This window comes from Amaricoccus sp. (genome assembly GCF_047602525.1).
Classification (GTDB): domain Bacteria; phylum Pseudomonadota; class Alphaproteobacteria; order Rhodobacterales; family Rhodobacteraceae; genus Amaricoccus.
Genome location: NZ_JASGHB010000001.1, coordinates 1,195,405 through 1,214,935, shown reverse-complemented (window position 1 = coordinate 1,214,935; position 19,531 = coordinate 1,195,405). Strand labels below are relative to the sequence as shown.

At 69.6% G+C, this 19,531-nt stretch carries 20 protein-coding genes and 1 pseudogene; 9 read left to right on the top strand and 12 right to left on the bottom strand.

Translation table 11 applies throughout. The features are described 5' to 3' along the window. Positions 1-13: 13 nt before the first annotated feature. The 3 genes from tig (at position 14) to clpX (ending at position 3,543) form a co-directional block, all read left to right on the top strand. Entirely contained in the window at positions 14-1,375 is a 1,362-nt protein-coding gene (gene tig, locus QM699_RS06455) for a trigger factor (RefSeq protein ID WP_415010348.1), read from the top strand. A gap of 128 nt (positions 1,376-1,503) precedes the next feature. After that, complete coding sequence (locus QM699_RS06450) at positions 1,504-2,130, top strand: ATP-dependent Clp protease proteolytic subunit (protein ID WP_415010347.1); 627 nt, start codon at positions 1,504-1,506, stop codon at positions 2,128-2,130. Positions 2,131-2,274: 144 nt separating this feature from the next. Beyond that, the gene (gene clpX / locus QM699_RS06445; RefSeq protein ID WP_415010346.1) at positions 2,275-3,543 is read left to right on the top strand and encodes an ATP-dependent Clp protease ATP-binding subunit ClpX; all 1,269 of its coding nucleotides are present in this window, start codon (positions 2,275-2,277) and stop codon (positions 3,541-3,543) included. Between the two features lie 40 nt (positions 3,544-3,583). Here clpX and QM699_RS06440 read toward each other — a convergent pair whose 3' ends face one another. Beyond that, the gene (locus QM699_RS06440) at positions 3,584-4,060 is read right to left on the bottom strand and encodes a hypothetical protein (RefSeq protein ID WP_415010345.1); all 477 of its coding nucleotides are present in this window, start codon (positions 4,058-4,060) and stop codon (positions 3,584-3,586) included. Between the two features lie 287 nt (positions 4,061-4,347). Between QM699_RS06440 and rpmG the strand changes: the two genes are divergently transcribed. Next, positions 4,348-4,515 carry a 50S ribosomal protein L33 gene (gene rpmG / locus QM699_RS06435; protein WP_184152437.1) on the top strand — a complete coding sequence of 56 codons (168 nt, stop codon included), beginning with the start codon at positions 4,348-4,350 and terminating at the stop codon, positions 4,513-4,515. 86 nt (positions 4,516-4,601) lie between these two features. On the opposite strand, the gene QM699_RS06430 is transcribed toward rpmG, so the two are convergent. The 4 genes from QM699_RS06430 to QM699_RS06415 form a co-directional block, all read right to left on the bottom strand. Next, positions 4,602-5,108, bottom strand: coding sequence for a DUF1269 domain-containing protein (locus QM699_RS06430; RefSeq protein WP_415010344.1), 507 nt, complete (start codon positions 5,106-5,108; stop codon positions 4,602-4,604). A gap of 130 nt (positions 5,109-5,238) precedes the next feature. Continuing rightward, positions 5,239-5,466 (bottom strand): glycine zipper 2TM domain-containing protein, encoded by a 228-nt coding sequence (locus QM699_RS06425; protein WP_415010343.1) that lies wholly within the window; start codon positions 5,464-5,466, stop codon positions 5,239-5,241. 110 nt (positions 5,467-5,576) lie between these two features. Beyond that, a complete protein-coding gene (locus tag QM699_RS06420) occupies positions 5,577-5,705 on the bottom strand; it encodes a hypothetical protein (RefSeq protein ID WP_415012709.1) in 129 nt (42 codons plus the stop codon). Between the two features lie 15 nt (positions 5,706-5,720). Continuing rightward, positions 5,721-6,935, bottom strand: a complete 1,215-nt coding sequence (locus tag QM699_RS06415) for a pyridoxal-phosphate-dependent aminotransferase family protein (protein ID WP_415010342.1) — start codon at positions 6,933-6,935, stop codon at positions 5,721-5,723. Positions 6,936-7,197: 262 nt separating this feature from the next. Between QM699_RS06415 and cysS the strand changes: the two genes are divergently transcribed. From cysS to QM699_RS06400, 3 genes are read left to right on the top strand one after another with little or no spacing between them, the layout of a single operon-like run. Then, the gene (gene cysS / locus QM699_RS06410) at positions 7,198-8,646 is read left to right on the top strand and encodes a cysteine--tRNA ligase (protein WP_415010341.1); all 1,449 of its coding nucleotides are present in this window, start codon (positions 7,198-7,200) and stop codon (positions 8,644-8,646) included. Then, a complete protein-coding gene (gene cimA, locus QM699_RS06405; protein WP_415010340.1) occupies positions 8,643-10,331 on the top strand; it encodes a citramalate synthase in 1,689 nt (562 codons plus the stop codon). The genes cysS and cimA overlap by 4 nt, the downstream gene beginning before the upstream one ends. Continuing rightward, positions 10,328-11,119 (top strand): squalene/phytoene synthase family protein, encoded by a 792-nt coding sequence (locus tag QM699_RS06400; protein WP_415010339.1) that lies wholly within the window; start codon positions 10,328-10,330, stop codon positions 11,117-11,119. Before cimA ends, QM699_RS06400 begins: the two co-directional genes overlap by 4 nt. Before the next feature lie 94 nt (positions 11,120-11,213). Here QM699_RS06400 and QM699_RS06395 read toward each other — a convergent pair. Continuing rightward, positions 11,214-11,384: pseudogene (locus QM699_RS06395) on the bottom strand (DUF1801 domain-containing protein); the annotation flags it as partial. Between the two features lie 196 nt (positions 11,385-11,580). Between QM699_RS06395 and QM699_RS06390 the strand changes: the two are divergent. Next, positions 11,581-12,240: a TorF family putative porin gene (locus QM699_RS06390; RefSeq protein WP_415010338.1), complete on the top strand. Its 660-nt coding sequence runs from the start codon at positions 11,581-11,583 to the stop codon at positions 12,238-12,240. A gap of 146 nt (positions 12,241-12,386) precedes the next feature. Here QM699_RS06390 and ndk read toward each other — a convergent pair whose 3' ends face one another. Both ndk and QM699_RS06380 read right to left on the bottom strand, forming a co-directional pair. Next, on the bottom strand, positions 12,387-12,809 hold the full coding sequence (ndk, locus tag QM699_RS06385; protein ID WP_415010337.1) for a nucleoside-diphosphate kinase: 423 nt from the start codon (positions 12,807-12,809) through the stop codon (positions 12,387-12,389). A gap of 79 nt (positions 12,810-12,888) precedes the next feature. Then, entirely contained in the window at positions 12,889-14,130 is a 1,242-nt protein-coding gene (locus QM699_RS06380; RefSeq protein WP_415010336.1) for a multidrug effflux MFS transporter, read from the bottom strand. 177 nt (positions 14,131-14,307) lie between these two features. Here QM699_RS06380 and QM699_RS06375 point away from each other — a divergent pair, with 177 nt between their 5' ends. Further along, on the top strand, positions 14,308-14,808 hold the full coding sequence (locus tag QM699_RS06375) for an Lrp/AsnC family transcriptional regulator (RefSeq protein WP_415010335.1): 501 nt from the start codon (positions 14,308-14,310) through the stop codon (positions 14,806-14,808). A 101-nt stretch (positions 14,809-14,909) separates the two neighbouring features. Here the strand turns inward: QM699_RS06375 and QM699_RS06370 are convergent, their stop codons facing one another. The 4 genes from QM699_RS06370 to lgt form a co-directional block, all read right to left on the bottom strand. After that, positions 14,910-16,625: an ATP-binding protein gene (locus QM699_RS06370; RefSeq protein WP_415010334.1), complete on the bottom strand. Its 1,716-nt coding sequence runs from the start codon at positions 16,623-16,625 to the stop codon at positions 14,910-14,912. A gap of 127 nt (positions 16,626-16,752) precedes the next feature. Beyond that, entirely contained in the window at positions 16,753-17,511 is a 759-nt protein-coding gene (gene pgeF / locus QM699_RS06365) for a peptidoglycan editing factor PgeF (RefSeq protein ID WP_415010333.1), read from the bottom strand. Further along, on the bottom strand, positions 17,508-18,557 hold the full coding sequence (locus QM699_RS06360) for a class I SAM-dependent methyltransferase (protein WP_415010332.1): 1,050 nt from the start codon (positions 18,555-18,557) through the stop codon (positions 17,508-17,510). The genes pgeF and QM699_RS06360 overlap by 4 nt, the downstream gene beginning before the upstream one ends. Further along, entirely contained in the window at positions 18,554-19,450 is an 897-nt protein-coding gene (gene lgt / locus QM699_RS06355) for a prolipoprotein diacylglyceryl transferase (protein ID WP_415010331.1), read from the bottom strand. Before lgt ends, QM699_RS06360 begins: the two co-directional genes overlap by 4 nt. Positions 19,451-19,531: the final 81 nt, after the last annotated feature.

Genomic DNA, 19,531 nt, shown 5'->3' with positions numbered 1-19,531 from the left:
GACGAGGACGAGGATGCAGGTCACCGAGACCCTGAACGAAGGCCTGAAGCGCGGCTACGCCATCACGGTGCCCGCGGGCGAGCTCGAGGCGAAAGTCACCGAGAAGCTCGAGGAAGCCCGCAAGGACTTCCAGATGAAGGGCTTCCGCAAGGGCAAGGCCCCCGCCGCGCTGATGAAGAAGATGTTCGGCAAGTCGGTGCTCGGCGAAGCCATGCAGGAGACGATCGACCAGGCGATGCGCGATCACTTCGAGGCATCCGGCGATCGCCCGGCGCTGCAGCCCGAGGTCAAGATGACCAACGAGGACTGGCAGGAAGGCCAGGACGTGCAGGTCTCGATGACCTACGAGGCGCTGCCGAAGGTGCCCGAGGTGGCTCTCGGCAACATCGCGCTCGAGCGGCTCGTGGTCGAGGTCGACGACGCGGCGGTCGACGACGCGCTGCAGAATCTCGCGAAGTCGGCCCAGAGCTTCGACGACCGCGATGCGGGGGCGGCTGCCGAGGACGGCGATCAGGTGGTCATCGACTTCAAGGGCTCGGTCGACGGCGAGCTGTTCGAGGGCGGCACCGCCGAGGACTTCCCCCTGGTGCTCGGCTCGGGCAGCTTCATTCCCGGCTTCGAGGACCAGCTCGTCGGCGTGACCGCCGGCGAGGAGCGCGAGGTGAAGGTGAACTTCCCCGCCGACTACGGCGCCCCGAATCTCGCCGGCAAGGACGCGAGCTTTGCCGTCACCGCGAAGGCGGTGAAGGCGCCGAAGCCGGCCGAGGTCGACGACGCGCTCGCCACCCGCTTCGGCCTCGAGTCGCTCGACGATCTGAAGGCCCAGATCCGCACCCGCCTCTCCGACGAGTTCGCCGATGCCGCGCGGCAGGTGACCAAGCGCCGGCTGATGGACGCGCTCGACGGGCTGGTCAGCTTCGACCTGCCGCCCTCGCTGGTGAACATCGAGGCCAGCCAGATCGCGCACCAGCTGTGGCACGAGGAGCACCACGACCACCACGGCCACGATCACGGCAACATCGAGCCGACCGACGAGCACCGCAAGCTCGCCGAGCGCCGCGTGCGCCTCGGGCTCCTGCTCGCCGAGATCGGCAACGCCGCCGAGGTCGAGGTGAGCGAGCAGGAGCTGCAGCGCGCCGTCTTCGAGCAGGCCCGGCAGTATCGCGGGCAGGAGCGGCAGTTCTTCGAATTCGTGCAGAAGAACCCGCAGGCCCTGCAGCAGATCCGCGCGCCCCTCTTCGAGGAAAAGGTGGTCGACCACATCATCGGTCTCGCGAACGTGACCGACAAGCCGGTCACCAAGGACGAGCTCCAGAAGGAGATCGAGGCGCTCGACGACGCCGCCACGCCCGAGGCCGCGCCGGCCGACGCCTGACGACATCCGCCGGGGCCCCCTGTCCTTCCGGCCGGGGGGCCCTTGCGAAGCTCCGGCCGGGCCACTATTCCTCAGCACAACCATGACGCGCGTGAGCGAGGGCGTCGGGGACAGGAAGGCGGAATTCGATGAAAGACCCGGTAGAGACCTACATGAACCTCGTGCCGATGGTGGTCGAACAGACCGCCCGGGGCGAACGCGCCTACGACATCTTCTCGCGCCTCCTGAAGGAGCGCATCATTTTCGTCGCGGGCCCGGTCCACGACGGCATGTCGACGCTCATCGTGGCGCAGCTGCTCTTCCTCGAGGCCGAAAACCCGAAGAAGGAAATCTCCATGTACATCAACAGCCCGGGCGGTGTCGTCACCTCCGGCCTGTCGATCTACGACACGATGCAGTACATCCGCCCGCCGGTCTCGACGCTCTGCGTCGGCCAGGCCGCGTCGATGGGCTCGCTCCTCCTGACCGCCGGCGCCAAGGACATGCGGTTCTCGCTGCCGAACAGCCGGATCATGGTCCACCAGCCGTCCGGCGGCTTCCAGGGCCAGGCGACGGACATCATGATCCACGCCCGCGAGACCCAGGCGCTCAAGGACCGGCTCAACCAGATCTACCACCACCACACCGGCCAGCCGGTCGAGGTGGTGGAGGCCGCGCTGGAGCGCGACCGCTTCATGACGGCCCAGGATGCCAAGGACTGGGGCCTCATCGACGAGATCGTCGAGCGGCGCGACCTGCCGGTACCGGCTGCGTGAGCGGTGCGGCGTCACGGCGTTCGCCCGAAACCTTTGCCCTTGTAATTCCGCGTGGAGGCATGCTCCAATGGGAGATGCCTCCCGAGACCGTGGGCGGGGTGGACGTTTGAGACAGGAATGGATGGCGAAAGCCGGAGGCAGAAGATGAGCAAGTCGGGCGGCGGCGACGCGAAGAACACCCTTTATTGCTCGTTCTGCGGCAAGAGCCAGCACGAGGTGCGCAAGCTCATCGCGGGGCCGACCGTGTTCATCTGCGATGAATGCGTCGAGCTGTGCATGGATATCATCCGCGAGGAGACGAAGAGCAATCTCGTCAAGTCCTCGGACGGGGTGCCGACGCCGCACGAGATCTGCAAGGTGCTGGACGACTACGTGATCGGCCAGCAGGTGGCGAAGCGCGTCCTGTCGGTCGCGGTCCACAACCACTACAAGCGGCTGAACCACGCGACGAAGAACACCGACGTCGAGTTGCAGAAGTCGAACATCATGCTGATCGGCCCCACGGGCTGCGGCAAGACGCTGCTCGCGCAGACGCTGGCCCGCATCCTCGACGTACCCTTCACCATGGCCGATGCGACGACGCTGACCGAGGCGGGCTATGTCGGCGAGGATGTCGAGAACATCATCCTCAAGCTGTTGCAGGCCGCCGAATACAATGTCGAGCGGGCGCAGCGCGGCATCGTCTACATCGACGAGGTCGACAAGATCAGCCGTAAGTCCGACAACCCCTCGATCACCCGCGACGTTTCGGGCGAGGGCGTGCAGCAGGCGCTGCTGAAGATCATGGAGGGCACGGTCGCGAGCGTTCCCCCGCAGGGCGGTCGCAAGCATCCGCAGCAGGAGTTCCTGCAGGTCGACACGACCAACATCCTGTTCATCTGCGGTGGTGCCTTTGCCGGCCTCGACAAGATCATCGCGCAGCGCGGCCGTGGTTCGGCCATGGGCTTCGGCGCCGACGTGAAGGACACCGACGACCGCCGGGTCGGCGAGATCTTTCAGGAGCTTGAGCCCGAGGATCTGCTGAAGTTCGGCCTGATCCCCGAGTTCGTCGGCCGCCTGCCCGTGCTCGCGACGCTGACCGACCTCGACGAGGCGGCGCTCATCATCATCCTGACCGAGCCGAAGAACGCGCTCATCAAGCAGTACCAGCGCCTGTTCGAGATGGAAGACGTCGCCCTCACCTTCACCGAAGACGCGCTCCGCGCCGTTGCCAAGCGGGCGATCGACCGCAAGACTGGCGCCCGCGGCCTGCGCTCCATCCTGGAAGAGGTTCTGCTCGACACCATGTTCGAGCTGCCCTCGATGCAGGGCGTGGAGGAGGTGGTGGTCAACGAGGAGTGCATCACCCGCAAGGGCGAGCCGCTGCTCATCTACGCCGACCGCAAGGAAGGCTCCTCGGCCTCGGCGTACTGAGGGCCCTTGGGGTGGGTGTGTCACCCACCCTTCCCTCCCGTCAGGGTTTCACGACCTCACCCTTGAACCCGGCGTTGAAGCGCCGGGTTTCGGGATCCATCAGGTAGACGAACGTCCCCTTGCCGCCGGCATCGCCCCACCAGCCGCTGCCGCCGACCAGCTCCCACACCTCGCGATAGCCGCGCGCCACCGGCGCGATCGCCGTCCAGCGCAGCACCAGCCCCTCGCCCCGCACGTCGGTCAGCGTGCAATAGCCGCCACCCGACATGCGGTTTTTCTCCAGATCCATCGCACCAAAGCACGACCCCTGCACGCCGGCGAACGGATCCACCGGGCCCTTCGGCTCGAAGCCTGCCACGGTGAAGTCCCCGACCAGCGACGCGAGATCGGCATGGACCGGATGCACCACGAACCCGTCGGTGCCGCTCGCCACCCCGTCGACCGGCAAACGCGACGCCGCCACCGCCGGCGCAGCGATCGACAGTGCCAGCGATGCGGCCGCCGCAGCCTGCCTCATCGGTTCCCCTCCGTTTCAATCCCAAGGCGAGCATAGGCGAATGGCCACCGGGACGAAACCCGCGCGCCCCTCTCGAACCCGGCCGCTCGCGCGAAGGTGCGGTGCAGCATCCCCGCGGGGTCGCCGTTCACCGCGTTACCCCCTTGGCGCAAGGGCGTATTCCCCGATTCAGCTCCGTTACCACGGGCACCCCGTTGACAGTCGGAGTGGATCGGGTAGAAGGGCGCTCTGAAATTTCGGGCCCAGCGGCCCAGGGCATCGCGGGGCGCCGCGGAAAGGGACTCGAAATGGCAAAGCCGACCACGATCAAGATCCGGCTGAACTCCACGGCCGACACCGGCTATTTCTACGTGACCAAGAAGAACTCGCGCACCATGACCGAGAAGATGTCGGTCAAGAAGTACGACCCCGTTGCGCGCAAGCACGTCGAATTCAAGGAAGGCAAGATCAAGTAACCAGTCGAACGCGACTGGCGAAAAAGATCGGGGGCGGGCCTTTCGGCGCCGCCCCCTTCTTGTTTCTACAGGATCAGCCGTTGGCGTCAGGCGCCAGCCGGCGCCGGCGCCGCTTCGAGCGCCTTGCGCAGCGCATCCTCGCGGGTGTGGTCGAGCGAGGTCTGCAGCACCCGGCCGCCCACGCCCTGCAGCGCCGCCAGAACCTTGTCGCCGGTGACGCTCTTCACCAGCACGAACAGCACCGCCTCGCCATCCTGCAGCGAGTCCGCCGCGAGGCCCTTCATGAAGCGGTCGTTCACGCCGACGTCGGTCAGCGCGCCGGCGATCGCACCGCTGGCCGCACCGGCCGCGACACCGAGCAGCGGGTTCATGAACAGGACGCCGATCAGCAGCCCCCAGAAGCTGCCACCCGCCGCGCCGGCCGCGGTGGTGTTCATCAGCTGGTTCAGCTTCACCTTGCCGCCCGCGCTCTTCACCGCGATCACGGCATCGCCGATGTCGATCAGATAGTCCTTCTGCAGCTCCAGAACCTTGTTCCGGACCTCTTCCGCCTTCTCCTCGGACGGGAAGACGACTGCGATGAGATCAGCCATGGATGCCTCTTCTGATATGCCATGCCGCACCGCAAAGCGGCGGACGAGGCGCATAGTCCCCGTCACGCAAGGCATGTCAATCTCTGTCCGGCCGCCGGATTTTACGTTCCGCCGACCGGACACGCGCAGGTTACTGGCAGGAATCGATCTGTGTGCCAGCCGCGGCGCCGAGGCCCGCGCCCGCCGCCGTCGCGAGCTGCTTGCCGCCGCCGCCGCCGATCTGGTTGCCGAGAAGGCCACCAACGGCCGCGCCGCCCAGCACGCCGCCGGCGCACATCAGTTCACGGTTGGTCTGCGGGTTCTGGGTACAGCCGGCCAGCGCGAGCGCCAGCGCGGCAATCATCAGGAGGGGCTTCATCATTGTATCCTCACCTCATCGTGCCCCGAAGCCTCGGGACTGCAACGAGTTCTAGGAGCAACGCACGGCACGCGCCACTGGTTTCATTGCGGACGCGCCCCGTACCACCGTCAGTTGAGAACGCCGTCGCTATTACTGTCGGCCGCAACGAAGTCCTTCTGCGCCGCGACCTTGAATTCGCGCTTGCGGAGCTTGCCGTCGCCGTTCGTGTCGGCGGCAGCGCACGGCTCCGGCGTCAGCGCTCTGCGGCGCTGTCATCCGGGGACGGCCGTGCCGACCCCGGCCGAAGCGATTTCCCGCGCCGCCGCTTCGACCGCGCCCCGTCCATGCGCGATCCCGAGCGCGCCGAGGCCCGCCTCGATGCTGGCGATGGTGCCGAGCAGCATGTGCGGATTGAGGTGGCCCATGTGACCGATCCGAAACAGGCCCTCGGGGTCGACGCCCGGCGCGGACAGCCCGATCCCGAGCGTCAGTCCCGCGGCGTCGGCGCACCACCGGCGCAACCGGGTGCCGTCGCCGGGCCGGGCGCGGATCGTCGTCACGGCATGGCTCCTCAGCGCGGGGTCGGCGACGTTGAGCCGCAGCTCGCCCCCCGCCCCCCAGGCCTCGACCGCCGCCCAGACCGCCCGCGCCTGAACGGCATGCCGCCGCCAGACCGCCTCCAGCCCCTCCTCGACCAGGATCATGTCGAGGGCGCAGCGCAGCCCGTAGAGGTGATGGGTCGGCGGCGTGCCGGCAAAGAGCTGATAGAAGACTTCGGGCGACAGCCGTGGTTTCCAGTCCCAGTACGGGCTGGGACAGGCCACCTCGGCCGCCGCGGTCGCCGCGCGCGGCCCGACGAAGACGAAGGCGACCCCCGGCGGCGTCATCAGTCCCTTCTGGCAGGCCGCCACCGTCACGTCGGCGCCCCAGGCGTCCATCTCGTAGCGGTCGCACGCGAGGCTCGCGATGCAGTCCACGGCCAGCAGCGCCGGGTGCCCGGCCGCATCGAGCGCCGCGCGGACCGGCGCGATCTCGCTCCGCGCCGAGGACGCGGTGTCGGTCTGCACGGCGAGGACGGCGCGGATCGCGTGCGCCGAATCGGCCCGCAGCCGCGCCTCGACCCGCGCCGGGTCGATCGCGAAGCCGAAGCCGAAATCCATCACCTCGACGTCCATCCCCATCTGCCGCGCGGTCGCCGCCCAGCCGAGGGCGAAGCGCCCGGTGGCAAGAACCAGAACCTTGTCGCCCGAGCGCAGGATATTGGCGATCGCCGCCTCCCACACCGAATGGCCGTTGCCGATGTAGATCACCGCATCGCCCGACGTGCCCGCGACGCGCTCCAGATCCGCGAGGACGCCGCGGGTCATCTCGATCAGCTCGCCCTCGTAGATGTTCGGCGCCGCCCGGTGCATGGCATTCAGCACCCGGTCGGGGACGATCGACGGGCCGGGGATCGCGAGAATGTCGCGGCCGCGGGATAGCGTCATGAGCCTGCTCCAAGGATGATCGGTCCCGACGCTACCGGCTGCCGCGGCGCAGGGGAACCCCTCGCCCGACCGCGCCCGCGCGGTACGCCGCCTCGGGCGGCTTGATCCCATCCCGCCGCTGGCGCATAAGGCCGCCATGACGACGCGCCCGATACGCATCACCTGCATTCGCCGCTGACACCCTCGTCGCGGCGCGCGTCCCGTTTCCAAACCCGGTCCAACGTGATAGCCGCCGCGGCAGAAAACGCCGAGGCCCAAAGGCATGACCGAGATCAGCCTCTACAACACCCGCACCCGCTCCAAGGCGCCGTTCGCGCCCATCGACCCGCGGAACGTGCGGATGTACGTCTGCGGCCCCACCGTCTACGACCGCGCCCACATCGGCAACGCCCGGCCGGTGGTGGTATTCGACACGCTCTTCCGCCTGCTCCGCCACGTCTATGGCGAGGGGCACGTCACCTACGTGCGCAACCTCACCGACATCGACGACAAGATCATCGCGCGGGCGACCCAGAGCGGGCGCCCGATCGAGACGATCACCATCGAGACGACCGAGTGGTATCACGCCGACATGGATGCGCTCGGCGCCCTGCGTCCGACGCACGAGCCCCGCGCGACGCAGTACGTGCCGGCCATGGTGGCGATGATCGAGACGCTGATCGCCCGCGGGCATGCCTATGCCGCCGAGGGCCATGTCCTCTTCGCCGTGGCGAGCGATCCGTCGTACGGCCAGCTCGCGCGCCGCTCGCTCGAGGACATGCAGGCCGGCGCCCGCGTCGAGGTTGCCCCCTACAAGCGCGACCCGATGGACTTCGTGCTGTGGAAGCCCTCTACGCCCGAGCAGCCCGGCTGGCCGAGCCCGTGGGGCCGCGGCCGCCCCGGCTGGCACATCGAGTGCTCGGCGATGAGCCACGAGCTGCTGGGACCGAGCTTCGACATCCACGGCGGCGGCATCGACCTCGTCTTCCCGCACCACGAGAACGAGGTGGCGCAGTCGACCTGCGCCCACCCGGAGGGCCATTTCGCCAACGTCTGGATGCACAACGGTTTCCTGAACGTCGAGGGCGAGAAGATGTCGAAGTCGCTCGGCAACTTCTTCACGGTGCGCGACCTGCTCGACCGCGGCATTCCGGGCGAGGTGATCCGCTTCGTCCTGCTCTCGACGCACTACCGCCAGCCGATCGACTACACCGAGTCGAAGGTGCATGACGCCACCGTGCTCCTCACGCTCTGGGAAAAGCTGCTGCGCGAGTCCCGCGCCGCCGGCCTCGTGCCCGATCCCGACGCGAGCGCCGCGCCGGAGGCGCTGGCGGCGCTCGCCGACGACCTCAACACGCCGCTTGCGCTGAAGGTGCTGCGCGATCTCGCCTCCGAGATCCGCCAGGGGGGGCCGCGCGCGGCCGCGGCGTTCCAGCAGTTCACCGCCTCGCTCGACCTCATGGGCATCAGCCCGGACGGCTTTCGCGACGCCGCGATCCAGGCGTCGCTCGGTCGCGCCTTCGCCGACGAGGGGGCGCTCGAAAGCCGCATCGCCACGCTGCTCCGCGCCCGCGAGGCCGCCCGCGCCGCCCGCGACTTCGCCCGCGCCGACAGGATCCGCCATGCGCTGACCGCGGCGGGCATCAAGGTGATGGACCGCACCGGCGCCGCCTCGGAATGGGAGATCGGCCCCGACTTCGACCCTGCGAAACTCGAAGGGATCGACGCATGACCCCCCGCCAGCCAGATGCCAGCATGACCCGCACCCGGCTCACCCTCTTCGACACCACGCTGCGTGACGGCCAGCAGAGCCAGGGCGTCGACTTTTCCGTCGACGACAAGATCCGCATCGCCGAAGGGCTCGACGCACTCGGGATCGACTACGTGGAGGGCGGCTGGCCCGGCGCGAACCCGACGGACAGCGCATTCTTCGCCGCCGCGCCGAGGCTGCGCCACGCCACCCTCACCGCCTTCGGCATGACCAAGCGGTCGGGCCGCTCCGCCTCGAACGACGAGGTGCTGGCGGGCGTCGTCAACGCCGGCACCCCGGCGGTCTGCCTCGTCGGCAAGACCCACGACTTCCACGTCGGCACCGCCCTCGGCATCCCGCTCGAGGAAAACGTCGAGAACATCGCCACCTCGATCCGTTTCCTCAAGGCCAGGGGCCGCGAGGCGCTGTTCGACGCGGAGCACTTCTTCGACGGCTACAAGGCCAATCCCGCCTATGCGCTGGAGTGCCTGCACGCCGCGCTCAAGGCCGGCGCCAGGTGGGTGGTCCTCTGCGACACCAATGGCGGCACCTTGCCCGCCGAGGTCGGCCGGATCGTCGGCGAGGTGATCGCCGCGGGCATTCCCGGCGAGCGGCTCGGCATCCACACCCACGACGACACCGGCAACGCGGTGGCGAACACGCTCGCCGCCATCGACGCCGGCGCGCGGCAGATCCAGGGCACGCTGAACGGCCTCGGCGAACGCTGCGGCAACGCCAACCTCGTCACGCTGATCCCGACGCTGCTCCTGAAGGAGCCCTACGCCAGCCGCTTCGAGACCGGCATCCCGCGCGATCGCCTGCCCGATCTCGCGCGGCTGAGCCGGCTGCTCGACGACATCCTGAACCGGGTGCCGAACCGCGCGGCGCCCTACGTCGGCACCTCTGCCTTCACCCACAAGGCCGGGCTGCACGCCAGCGCGATCCTGAAGGACCCGTCCACCTACGAGCACGTGCCGCCCGAGGCGGTCGGCAACGCGCGCGTGATCCCCATGTCGAACCAGGCGGGGCTGTCGAACCTGCGCGAGCGGCTCGCCAAGGCGGGGATCGAGGTGGCGCCGGGGGATCCGCGCCTCGGCGAGATCCTCGCCGAGGTGAAGGCGCGCGAGGACCGCGGCTTCGCCTACGACGGCGCCTCGGCGAGCTTCGAGCTGCTGGCCCGGGCGATCCTCGACCGCCTGCCGAAGTTCTTCGAGGTCGAGCGTTACCGCGTCACCGTCGAGCGCCGCCTCGGCCCGAAGGGCGCGACCGTCACCGTCTCCGAGGCGGTCGTCGTCGCGCGCTTCGGCCCCGAACGGGTGATGAGCGTCAGCGAGAGCCACGATCCGCTGACCCACGCCGACCAGGGCCCGGTCAACGCCCTGTCGCGCGCGCTCGCCAAGGACCTCGGGCCATACCAGTCCTACATCGCCGACATGAAGCTCGTGGACTTCCGCGTGCGCATCACGTCCGGCGGCACCGAGGCGGTGACGCGCGTGCTGATCGAGAGCGCCGACGGTCGCGGCCGGCGGTGGTCCACCGTCGGGGTCTCCGCCAACATCGTCGACGCGAGCTTTCAGGCCCTGCACGACGCGATCGTCTGGAAGCTGCTGTCCGACGGAGCGCCGGTGCCGGGCGAGCCCGCCCACGCCGCCACGCTGCTGCCGTGACCGAGGCACCCGAGACCGGCACGACAGCGAGCGACGGGGCGGCGAGCGGCGCGGTCGCCGGGCTGGTCGAGCGGGGCGACCCCGACCGCTGGCGCACGGCCATGGCCGCGCCCCCCGACGCGCGCCCGGGGCTGCTCACGCTCTACGCCTTCAACCTCGAGCTTGCCCGCGCGTCGTGGGTGGCGTCCGAGCCGCTGCTCGCCGAGATCCGGCTGCAGTGGTGGGCGGACGCGGTGGCCGAAATCTACGACGGCCGGGCACCGCGGCGGCACGAGGTGGTCGAGCCGCTGGCCGCAACCATCGCGCGCGCCGACCTGCCGCGACGGCTGTTCGACGAGATGATCGCGGCCCGCCGCCTCGATGCCGAGTCGCCGCTCGCCGACGTGACGGGATACGTCGACCACACCGCCGGCAATCTGATGGAGCTGGCCGCCCGGCACCTGGGCGCCGAGGGCGGCGCGCTGCCGGTCGTGCGCGACTTCGGCCGGGCCGCCGGCATCGCCGCGCTGCTCCGCGCCCTGCCCGAGCTGGCCGCCCGCGGCCGCGCGCCGCTGCCCCCCGGCCTCGACCCCGCCGCGCTGGCCCGCGACGGGCTCGCCGCGCTCGACCGGGCCCGCGCGCATCGCGACCGCGTGCCGCGGACCGCCCTGCCCGCCTTGCTGCCCGGCTGGCTCGCCGCGCGCACCCTGCGCCGCGCCGCTGCCGGCGAGACGTGGCTCGAGCCGGCGCCGATCGTCGCGCGCGGCGGGCTGCTCTGGCGGGCCGCCACCGGCCGCTGGTGGACCTGACACGCGGCCTCAGCCGCGCCGCGTTCAGCGCCGCCGCCGCACGGACCAATGCCTGCAGCGCCGCACCGTCGACCCGCTCCCCCTCGCGGATGTCGATGGCCCTCCGGGTGTTGCCCTCGAGGCTGGCGTTGAACAGGCCCGCCGGATCGGCGAGCGCCGCGCCGCGGGTGAACGTCAGCTTCACCACCGACTTGTAGGTCTCGCCGGTGCAGAGGATGCCCGCGTGCGACCAGACCGGCACACCCCGCCACTTCCACTCCTCCACCACCTCCGGGCCCGCGGCGCGGATCAGCCGCCGGACGTCGGCCAGCGTCGCGCCAGTCCGCAAGCTCCCGGATCCGCGCGTCGATATGATTGGAAGGCGATGGTTCCATGGCGGGCGCTCCCCTGCCGACCTTTCCAAGCGGCCACGGCGCACGGTAAGACTACCAGAAAACGCACGAGGCAGAAGGACAGGACGGATGATCGGGCGGATACTTGGCGGACTTGCCTTGGCGGGCCTCTGTGCCGGCGGCGCGGCGGCGCAGCAGCGCCCCGAGCTCAGCTATGGCTTTGCCATCACCTCGAACTACATCGACGACGGCGCCACCCAGTCGAACGACAACCCCGCGGTCCAGGGCTACGTCGAAGGGTCGCTCGACATCTTCTATGCCGGCCTCTGGTCCTCGACGGTGGATTTTCCCGGCGACGACGACTTCGGCCGCGACCGCTTCGAGTTCGATCTCTACGCGGGCGTGCGCAAGACCTTCGACCTGCTCACCCTCGATGCGAGCTACTATCGCTATCTCTATGACCGGAGTGGCGATTGCTGCGGTGAGTTCAAGCTCGCGGCCAGCTATCCCATGGCGGATCTGGGCGCGCTGAACGCCGAGTTCGACTATGACCCGTCGGCTAGGTCCAGGTGGGGCGAAGTGGGGACGGAGTTGTACTTTGCCCAGGTGTGGTCCGTCGGAGGCACGGTCGGCACCGACTTCGGCAGCGACGACCTGGACGAGCGCAAGGTCGCCTACGACGTCGGCGTCAATCGAAAGCTCGGCGGAAACGCCAACGTCGATCTGCGCTACTACGACTCCAACCTCGATCCCGGCCATGTGGTGGTCGCGATCGGCATGGACTTCTGAGGCCGCCGCTTCGCGGGGCCTCGCGGGATGCGACCGAAACTGGTGAAGACGAATCCCTTCGGATTCAGAAAGCTGCCCGGCGTCTCACGCGTGAGATGCCCGGCAGCACCGGCCCCGCCCGATCGCCGGGCGGGGCCGCGTCGGCGTCAGCCGACGATTTCGAGGCCCGAGAAGAAATAGGCGATCTCGGTCGCGGCGGTGTCGGCACCGTCGGAGCCGTGGACCGAGTTCTCGCCGATCGACAGGGCGAACTCCTTGCGGATCGTGCCGGCGGCGGCATCGGCCGGGTTGGTCGCGCCCATGACCTCACGATTCTTCGCGATGGCGTCCTCGCCCTCGAGCACCTGCGCCACGATCGGCGCCGAGCTCATGAACTCGGTCAGCTCGCCAAAGAACGGCCGGTCCTTGTGGACGCCATAGAACGCCTGCGCCTGGGCGAGCGTCAGATGGATGCGCTTCTGCGCGACGATGCGCAGGCCCGCTTCCTCCAGCTTGGCGTTGATCGCGCCGGTCAGGTTGCGCCGGGTGGCGTCCGGCTTGATGATCGAAAAGGTGCGTTGAATGGCCATGGGTCAGACATCCCTCAGTTTCCGCGGGTCGGTTAGCATGGGCGACCGTCGCGGGCAAAGGCCGAATTCACGGCGATCGTTACCGCGCACGCGGCGGCGCAACCTGGAAGAGCCGTCCGCCCTCCGTCACAAGCGCGACGAGCAGACCGCCGACGCCGAGCCCGGCGAAGCCGAGCGTGAGCGGCACGATCGTGCCGTCGTAGCTCTGGCCGATCCACAGGCCGAGGCCGGCGCCGAGCGCGGTGGTCACGGCCCCGACGAACGAGGACGCCGTGCCGGCGATGCGGCCCATCGGCTCCATCGCCAGCGCATTGAAGTTCGGCATCATCAGCCCGAAGCAGAACAGGCTGAGCGAGAGCAGGCAGACGAAGAGCCCGAGCGGCACCCCGACCGTGAGCGCCAGCGCCGCGTGGACGACGCCCGAGACGACGAAGCCGATGATCGCCGCATGGGACACGCGCCGCATCCCGAGGCGCCCGACCAGACGGCTGTTGACGAACGACGCGATGGCGAGCGCCGCGGCACAGGCCCCGAACACGATGGGGAACAGCGCGCCGAGACCGTAGATCTCCACATAGATCTGCTGGGCGCTGTTGATGTAGCCCATGAGCGAACCGAAGATGATGCCCGTCGCCAGCGTGTAGCCGAGGGTCTGCCGGTTGGCGATCGCCTGGCCGAACGCGCTCGCGACCCAGCCGATCGAGATCGGCTCTCGGGCCTCCGCCGGGCGTGTCTCCGGCAGGCGCAGCAGCATCCAGACGAAGTTCGCCGCCCCGAGCAGCGTCAGGAACACGAAGATCAGGTGCCAGCTGCCGAGCAGCAGGAAGGCGCCGCCGAGCGACGGCGCGACGACCGGGGCGATGATGAAGATCATCATCACGAACGACATGACCTCGGCCATGCGGCGCCCGCCATAGATGTCGCGCACCACGGCCACGGCGACGATGCGCGGCGCCGCATTGGCCAGCCCCTGCACCACGCGGGCGACCAGCAGAAGCTCGAAGCTGCCGGCCACGAAGCAGCCGATCGAGGCGAGCGTATAGGCGGCCAGCCCGCCGAACAGCACCGCCCGCCGCCCGAGGCCGTCGCTGAGCGGCCCGTGGAACAGCTGGCCGATCGCGAACCCGACCACATAGGCGGTGATGACGAGCTGCTGCGCGTTGGCGTCGGCGATGCCGAAATCCTCGCGGATCTGCGGCAGCGCCGGCAGCATGATGTCGACCGACAGCGCGGTCATCGCCATCAGCGCGGCCATCATCGCCACGAACTCGCCGAAGCGGGGCATCGGCCGCGCCAGCGCGCTGGGGCGAGGATCAGTCATCGGGACGCTGCCTGTATGGGAATGCTCGCCTGCCAGTATAGGGCGCTGCCGGGCAGTGACCAGCCGACACCACGAAGCCGCCACCGCCTTGGGCAAAGTTTCGCAACCACGAAAGATTATTGCCAATCGCGCGGGCAAACGTTTACTAGCGGGACGTTCCCGGAGAAAAAAGAGCCCATGGCCGTCAGCAAGCTTGACCCGATCGACCGCCACATCCTCGCCGAGCTGCAGGGGGACGGGCGGATGACCAACGTCGAGCTGTCCCGACGGGTCGGCATCTCCGCCCCCCCCTGCCTGCGCCGGGTGCGCACGCTGGAGGAGACCGGGCTGATCGAAGGCTACCATGCCAAGATCAACGCCAGGGAACTCGGCTTCGAGGTTCAGGTCTTCGCCATGGTCGGCCTGTCGAGCCAGGCGGAGCGCGATCTCTCGGCCTTCGAGGCAAAGTGCCGGGCGTGGTCGCTGGTGCGCGAGTGCCACATGCTGAACGGCGAGATCGACTTCATCCTGAAGTGCGTGGCGCCCGATCTCTCGACGTTCCAGACGTTCCTGACCGAAGAGCTGACCGCGGCGCCGAACGTGGCGAGCGTGAAGACCAGCCTGGTGATCCGCTGCGCCAAGGACGAGCCCGCGGTGCCGTTCGACGTCTATGAGGCGCGGGCCCGGGCGCGGGACTGAGAGACCGGCCGGGAACGCCTGCCGCCCGGATCGACCGGCGACCTCGGGCGCGAACAGCTCTGTCGGACCGGGGCACGGCGTTTCCGGGCCGCCTCTGCGGTTCAGGCGATACGCAGGCGAGGCTCCTCGGCGCTGCTGCGATCGAGCTGGCGGGCGATCGCGGCGAACAGGTCCGCGGCGACGATCGGCTTGGAGACGTAGTCGTCCATTCCGGCCGCGAGGTAGCGATCGCGATCGCCGGCCATTGCGTTCGCGGTCAGCGCGATCACCGGCAGATTGCAGGCCGGGCTCGCCAGCTCGCGGAGCGCCCGGGTTACCGTGATCCCGTCCATCCCGGGCAGCTGCACATCCATCAACACCACATCGAACGGCCGGCTGCGCAGATGCGCCAGCGCGGCCTCGCCATCCGCCGCGATCGTCGCCTCGTGCCCCGCGCGGGTGAGCAGCTTCGAGACCAGGAGCTGGTTGACCGCGTTGTCCTCGACGACAAGGACGCGGGCCGGCCCCATCCGCGGGCCGGCCGGCGCCGTCTCCGGCACGACGAGCAGGACCGGATCGGCGACCGGCGCGACCAGCGCATCGGAGCTATCACGGCAGGCGATGGTGAAGCGGAACGTGCTGCCCACGCCCGGCGTGCTTTCGACCATCAGTTCGCCCCCCATCAGCTCGACCAGCGCCCGCGAGATGGCGAGCCCGAGACCCGAGCCGCCATGCCGCCGGGCGATATCCCGCCCCTGGGTGAAGCGGTCGAACAGGCAGCCCTGCAGCTCCGGCGCGATGCCGAGACCGCTGTCCTGCACCATGCAGGCAAGCGTCCCGGCCCCGCCGCGTTCGAGGCGCACGCGGATCCCGCCCTCCTCGGTGAACTTGATCGCATTGCCGACGAGATTGATGAGCACCTGACGCAGCCGGTGCGGGTCGCCGATCACCTCGTCGGGCAAGTCCGGCGCCAGCTCGACGTCGAGGACGAGGCCCTTGCGCTCGGCGCCCTCGCGCAGCAGATCGGCCACCTTCTGCACCACCGTCGCCGGAGAGAACGTCGTTTCCTCGAGCACGACCGCTCCGGCATCGAGCCGGGAATAGTCGAGGATGTCGTTGATGATGGAGAGAAGCCCGTGCGCGGATTCCTCGGCCACCGCCAGGTAGTGCCGCTGGTCCTCGTCGAGCCCGTCGCGCTGCACCAGTCCGAGCATCCCGAGGACGCCGTTCATCGGCGTGCGGATTTCATGGCTCATCGCGGCGAGAAAGGCCGACTTGGCGCGGTTCGCCTCGTCGGCGCGCGCCCGCGCCTCGCGCAGCTCCTTGTTGGCATGCGCGAGGCAGGCCGTCCGCTCCGATACCCGCCGCTCCAGCTCGTCGTTCAGCTCGGCCATGCGGTGCTCCGCACGGCGGCGCTCGGCGATCTCGGCAGCGAGAAGGCGGTTGCCGTCTGCCAACTGTCGCGGGCTCGGGATCGCGCGCAGGCCGGGCATCGCCGGCCAGAGCAGGACAGCCGTCAGGATCGAGATCACCGCCGTTGCGGCCTTGAGCAGGCCCTCCACGCCGTGGTCGGGCATCCAGAGGGTCCAGATCGACATGAGATGCGTCAATCCGCAGGCAACGATGAAGGTCGCGAACAGGAACGGAACGGGACCGCGCAGCACATCCGGCCGCCGCCACGCGTAGGTCAGGATCGCCGCGGGGATCGAGAAGAATGCGACTGCGATCACCGCATCCGAAACGACGTGCAGCCAGAGCACATCGGGTCGCCAGAGCAGGCAGAATCCGTGCGGCTGAAATCCGGCGATTGATAGAAAGTCCCAGATCCAGCCTGCCACGAAGCCCGTCCTCTCCCGCGCCTGCCGCCAGCAAATCTCCGCCGTGAAGCTTAACGTTCGGTTAACCTTGCGGACGTTGTGCGCACTTTGCGGACAACGTTGAGGATAAATTCAACTATTGAGAGAATCAGAGCCGGATCGACGAGATCAGCCGGCCATAGTCGGGTTCGCCGGCGTGCGTCGCGCGGCGATAGGAAAAGAAGCGGTCGGGATCGGAGTACGTACACCGTCCGACCCACTCGGCCTCGGCCACGCCCGCCTCGCGCAGGCGGTGCAGGACGAACCCGGGCAGGTCAAAGCGCAGACGGTCGCCCGCGCCGGACACAAAGAACCGCTCGAACCCCGCATCCTCGTCGCGAAAGCGATCGAGGAACTCCGGCCCGACCTCGTAGGCAGCCTGGCTGATCGCAGGACCGACCGCCGCCACGATCGCCGCGCGCCGCGCCCCCAGTCCGACCATCGCCGCGACCGTCGCCTCGAGCACGCCGTCGATCGCGCCCCGCCATCCGGCATGGGCCGCGCCGATCACCCCGGCCTCGGGGTCCGCGAACAGGACAGGCGCGCAGTCCGCCGTGAGGATCCCGAGCGCGAGGCCGGGAACGCGAGTGACGACACCATCGGCCCGCGGCCGTTCGGTCCAGCCGCCGGTCTCCGCGACCACGACGTCGGCGGAATGCACCTGATGCAGCGACAGAAGGCACGCCGGTGCCACGCCGAGCGCGCCCGCGACGCGGGCGCGGTTCATCGCCACCGCCTCGCGCTGGTCGTTCGAGCCGGGGCCGCAGTTCAGGCCCTCGTAGATCCCCGACGATGCGCCGCCGCGACGGGTGAAGAAGCCGTGGCGAATCCGGGCGAGCGTGGGCGAGGTGAGGCTCTCGAGGGTCATGCGGTGAATCCGGGCGGCGTCTCGGCTGTTTCCGGCAGGAGGCAAAGCACCCGGAACAGGTGTCCCATTTCTTCGGGGTGGGTCAAGCGGCGATGCGCTGCCGTGATCGCCTCGACCTCCGACGACGGCCGTCCGCGCGCCAGCGCCCGCGCCCGCTCGGTGATCCCGAGCCGCTCGAGGAAGGCGCCCTGCCCGACGTCGCCGAACGACGTCGCCGGCCGGGCGGCCGCGGCGAGCGCACGGAAATTGACGTGGGCGGTCAGGTCGGCATCGCCCGGATCGGCCAGCGGATCCGCGGGCGCATGGCGGCGGAGCGCCTGCAGCGTGTCGCCGGTGCCGTCCCACGCGCCATAGTCGATCAGGATCGCCGCCCCTCCTCCCGAGGCAATCCGCGCCCCGAGGCCCGCCGCCACCGACTCGGCCGTCGGCGACGTCTCGACGATCGTGCCGTCGGCCGCGCCCGGAAACCGCCCGTCGAGCCCGGCGTCGGCCCGGGCCGCGCCCCAGACGAAACAGAAAGCATCGTTCTCCAGACCGACGTGGCGCTCGCGCCAGAGCACATCGGCGCGCTGGAACTGGCGGATCGGCAGGGCGTCGAGGAATTCGTTCGCGACGACGAAGAGCGGCCCCTCGGGCAGGTCGTCGAGCCGCCCCGCCCAGGACGGGCGATGAGCCGCGAGCACCTGCGCCTGTCGCGCCCGCAGCGCCGGGCTCGTCTCGACAAGCCAGAGCCGCGCCGCCTCGGCGAAGCCCGGCAGGCGGGTCGCAACCCGCAGGATGTCGGCCATCAGCGTGCCGCGCCCGGGACCAAGCTCGGCGAGGATGAACGGGGCCGGCCGCCCCGCGGCCAGCCAGACGTGGGCGAGCCAGCCGCCGAGCATTTCGCCGAACATCTGGCTGATCTCGGGCGCGGTGGTGAAATCGCCGGAGGCGCCCAGCGGATCGCGGCGGCCGTAGTAGCGGCTGAGGCAGGCCGCCATCCAGGCGTCGAGCCGCATCGGTCCCCCGGCGGCGATCCTGAAGCGCAGCTCGGCGTCGAGGCTCACGCCCGGCTCACGCGCAGCCGCAGCGCGCGCACGATGAGAAAGGCGCCGACGAGCGCCATGGGCAGCGACAGGATCTGCCCCATGGTCAGGCCGAGGCCGCCACCGAACGAGAGGACGTGGCCGTGCGGATTGGCCGCCGTCACGAACTGCTGGTCCGCCTGCCGAAAGCCCTCGAGCGCCACCCGCGCCGCGGAATAGCCGACGAGGAACAGGCCGAACACCAGGCCCGGGCGCGCCAGCGCCCCGCGGCGGATGGCGAAAAACAGCACGAGAAACAGCACGACGCCTTCGAGCGCGGCCTCGTAGAGCTGCGAGGGGTGGCGGGCGCAGGGCCCGACCCAGTCCACCGGACAGGACAGCGCCGCCTCGCCGGGGAAGACCACGGCCCACGGCGCGGTGGACGGCCGCCCCCAGAGCTCGCCGTTGATGAAGTTGGCGATCCGCCCGAGACAGAGCCCGATCGGGGCCGCGGCCGCCACCGCATCGCCGACCGGCAGCGGGCTCAGGCCGTTCCTGAGGCTGAAGAGCAGGATCCCGGTCGCGACCCCGAGAAGGCCGCCGTGAAACGACATGCCCCCCTGCCACACCGCGAGGATCTGGCCGGGGTTGGTCGCGAAATAGGCCGGCTGGTAGAACAGCACATAGCCGAGGCGCCCCCCCAGGATCACCCCGAGGATCATCCAGGTGAGCAGGTCGTCGACCTGCTCCTCGCGCATCGGCGGCGTGCGTCCCCAGAGCGCCGGCCGGCGCACCAGCGCCACCACATAGCGCCACCCGAGCACCAGCCCGACGATGTAGGCGAGCGCGTACCAGCGGATGGCCAGATGCACGCCGAGGAAAGTGACCGATACGAGCACCGGGTCGATGTTCGGGAACTGAAGGACGAGCGGCATCGGGTCTCCGGCGGCGGCGCCCGCCTTTCCTTTCGCGGGGGCGCGGGGGTGTCAAGGCCGGGCGGCGCACGGGCCACGGAT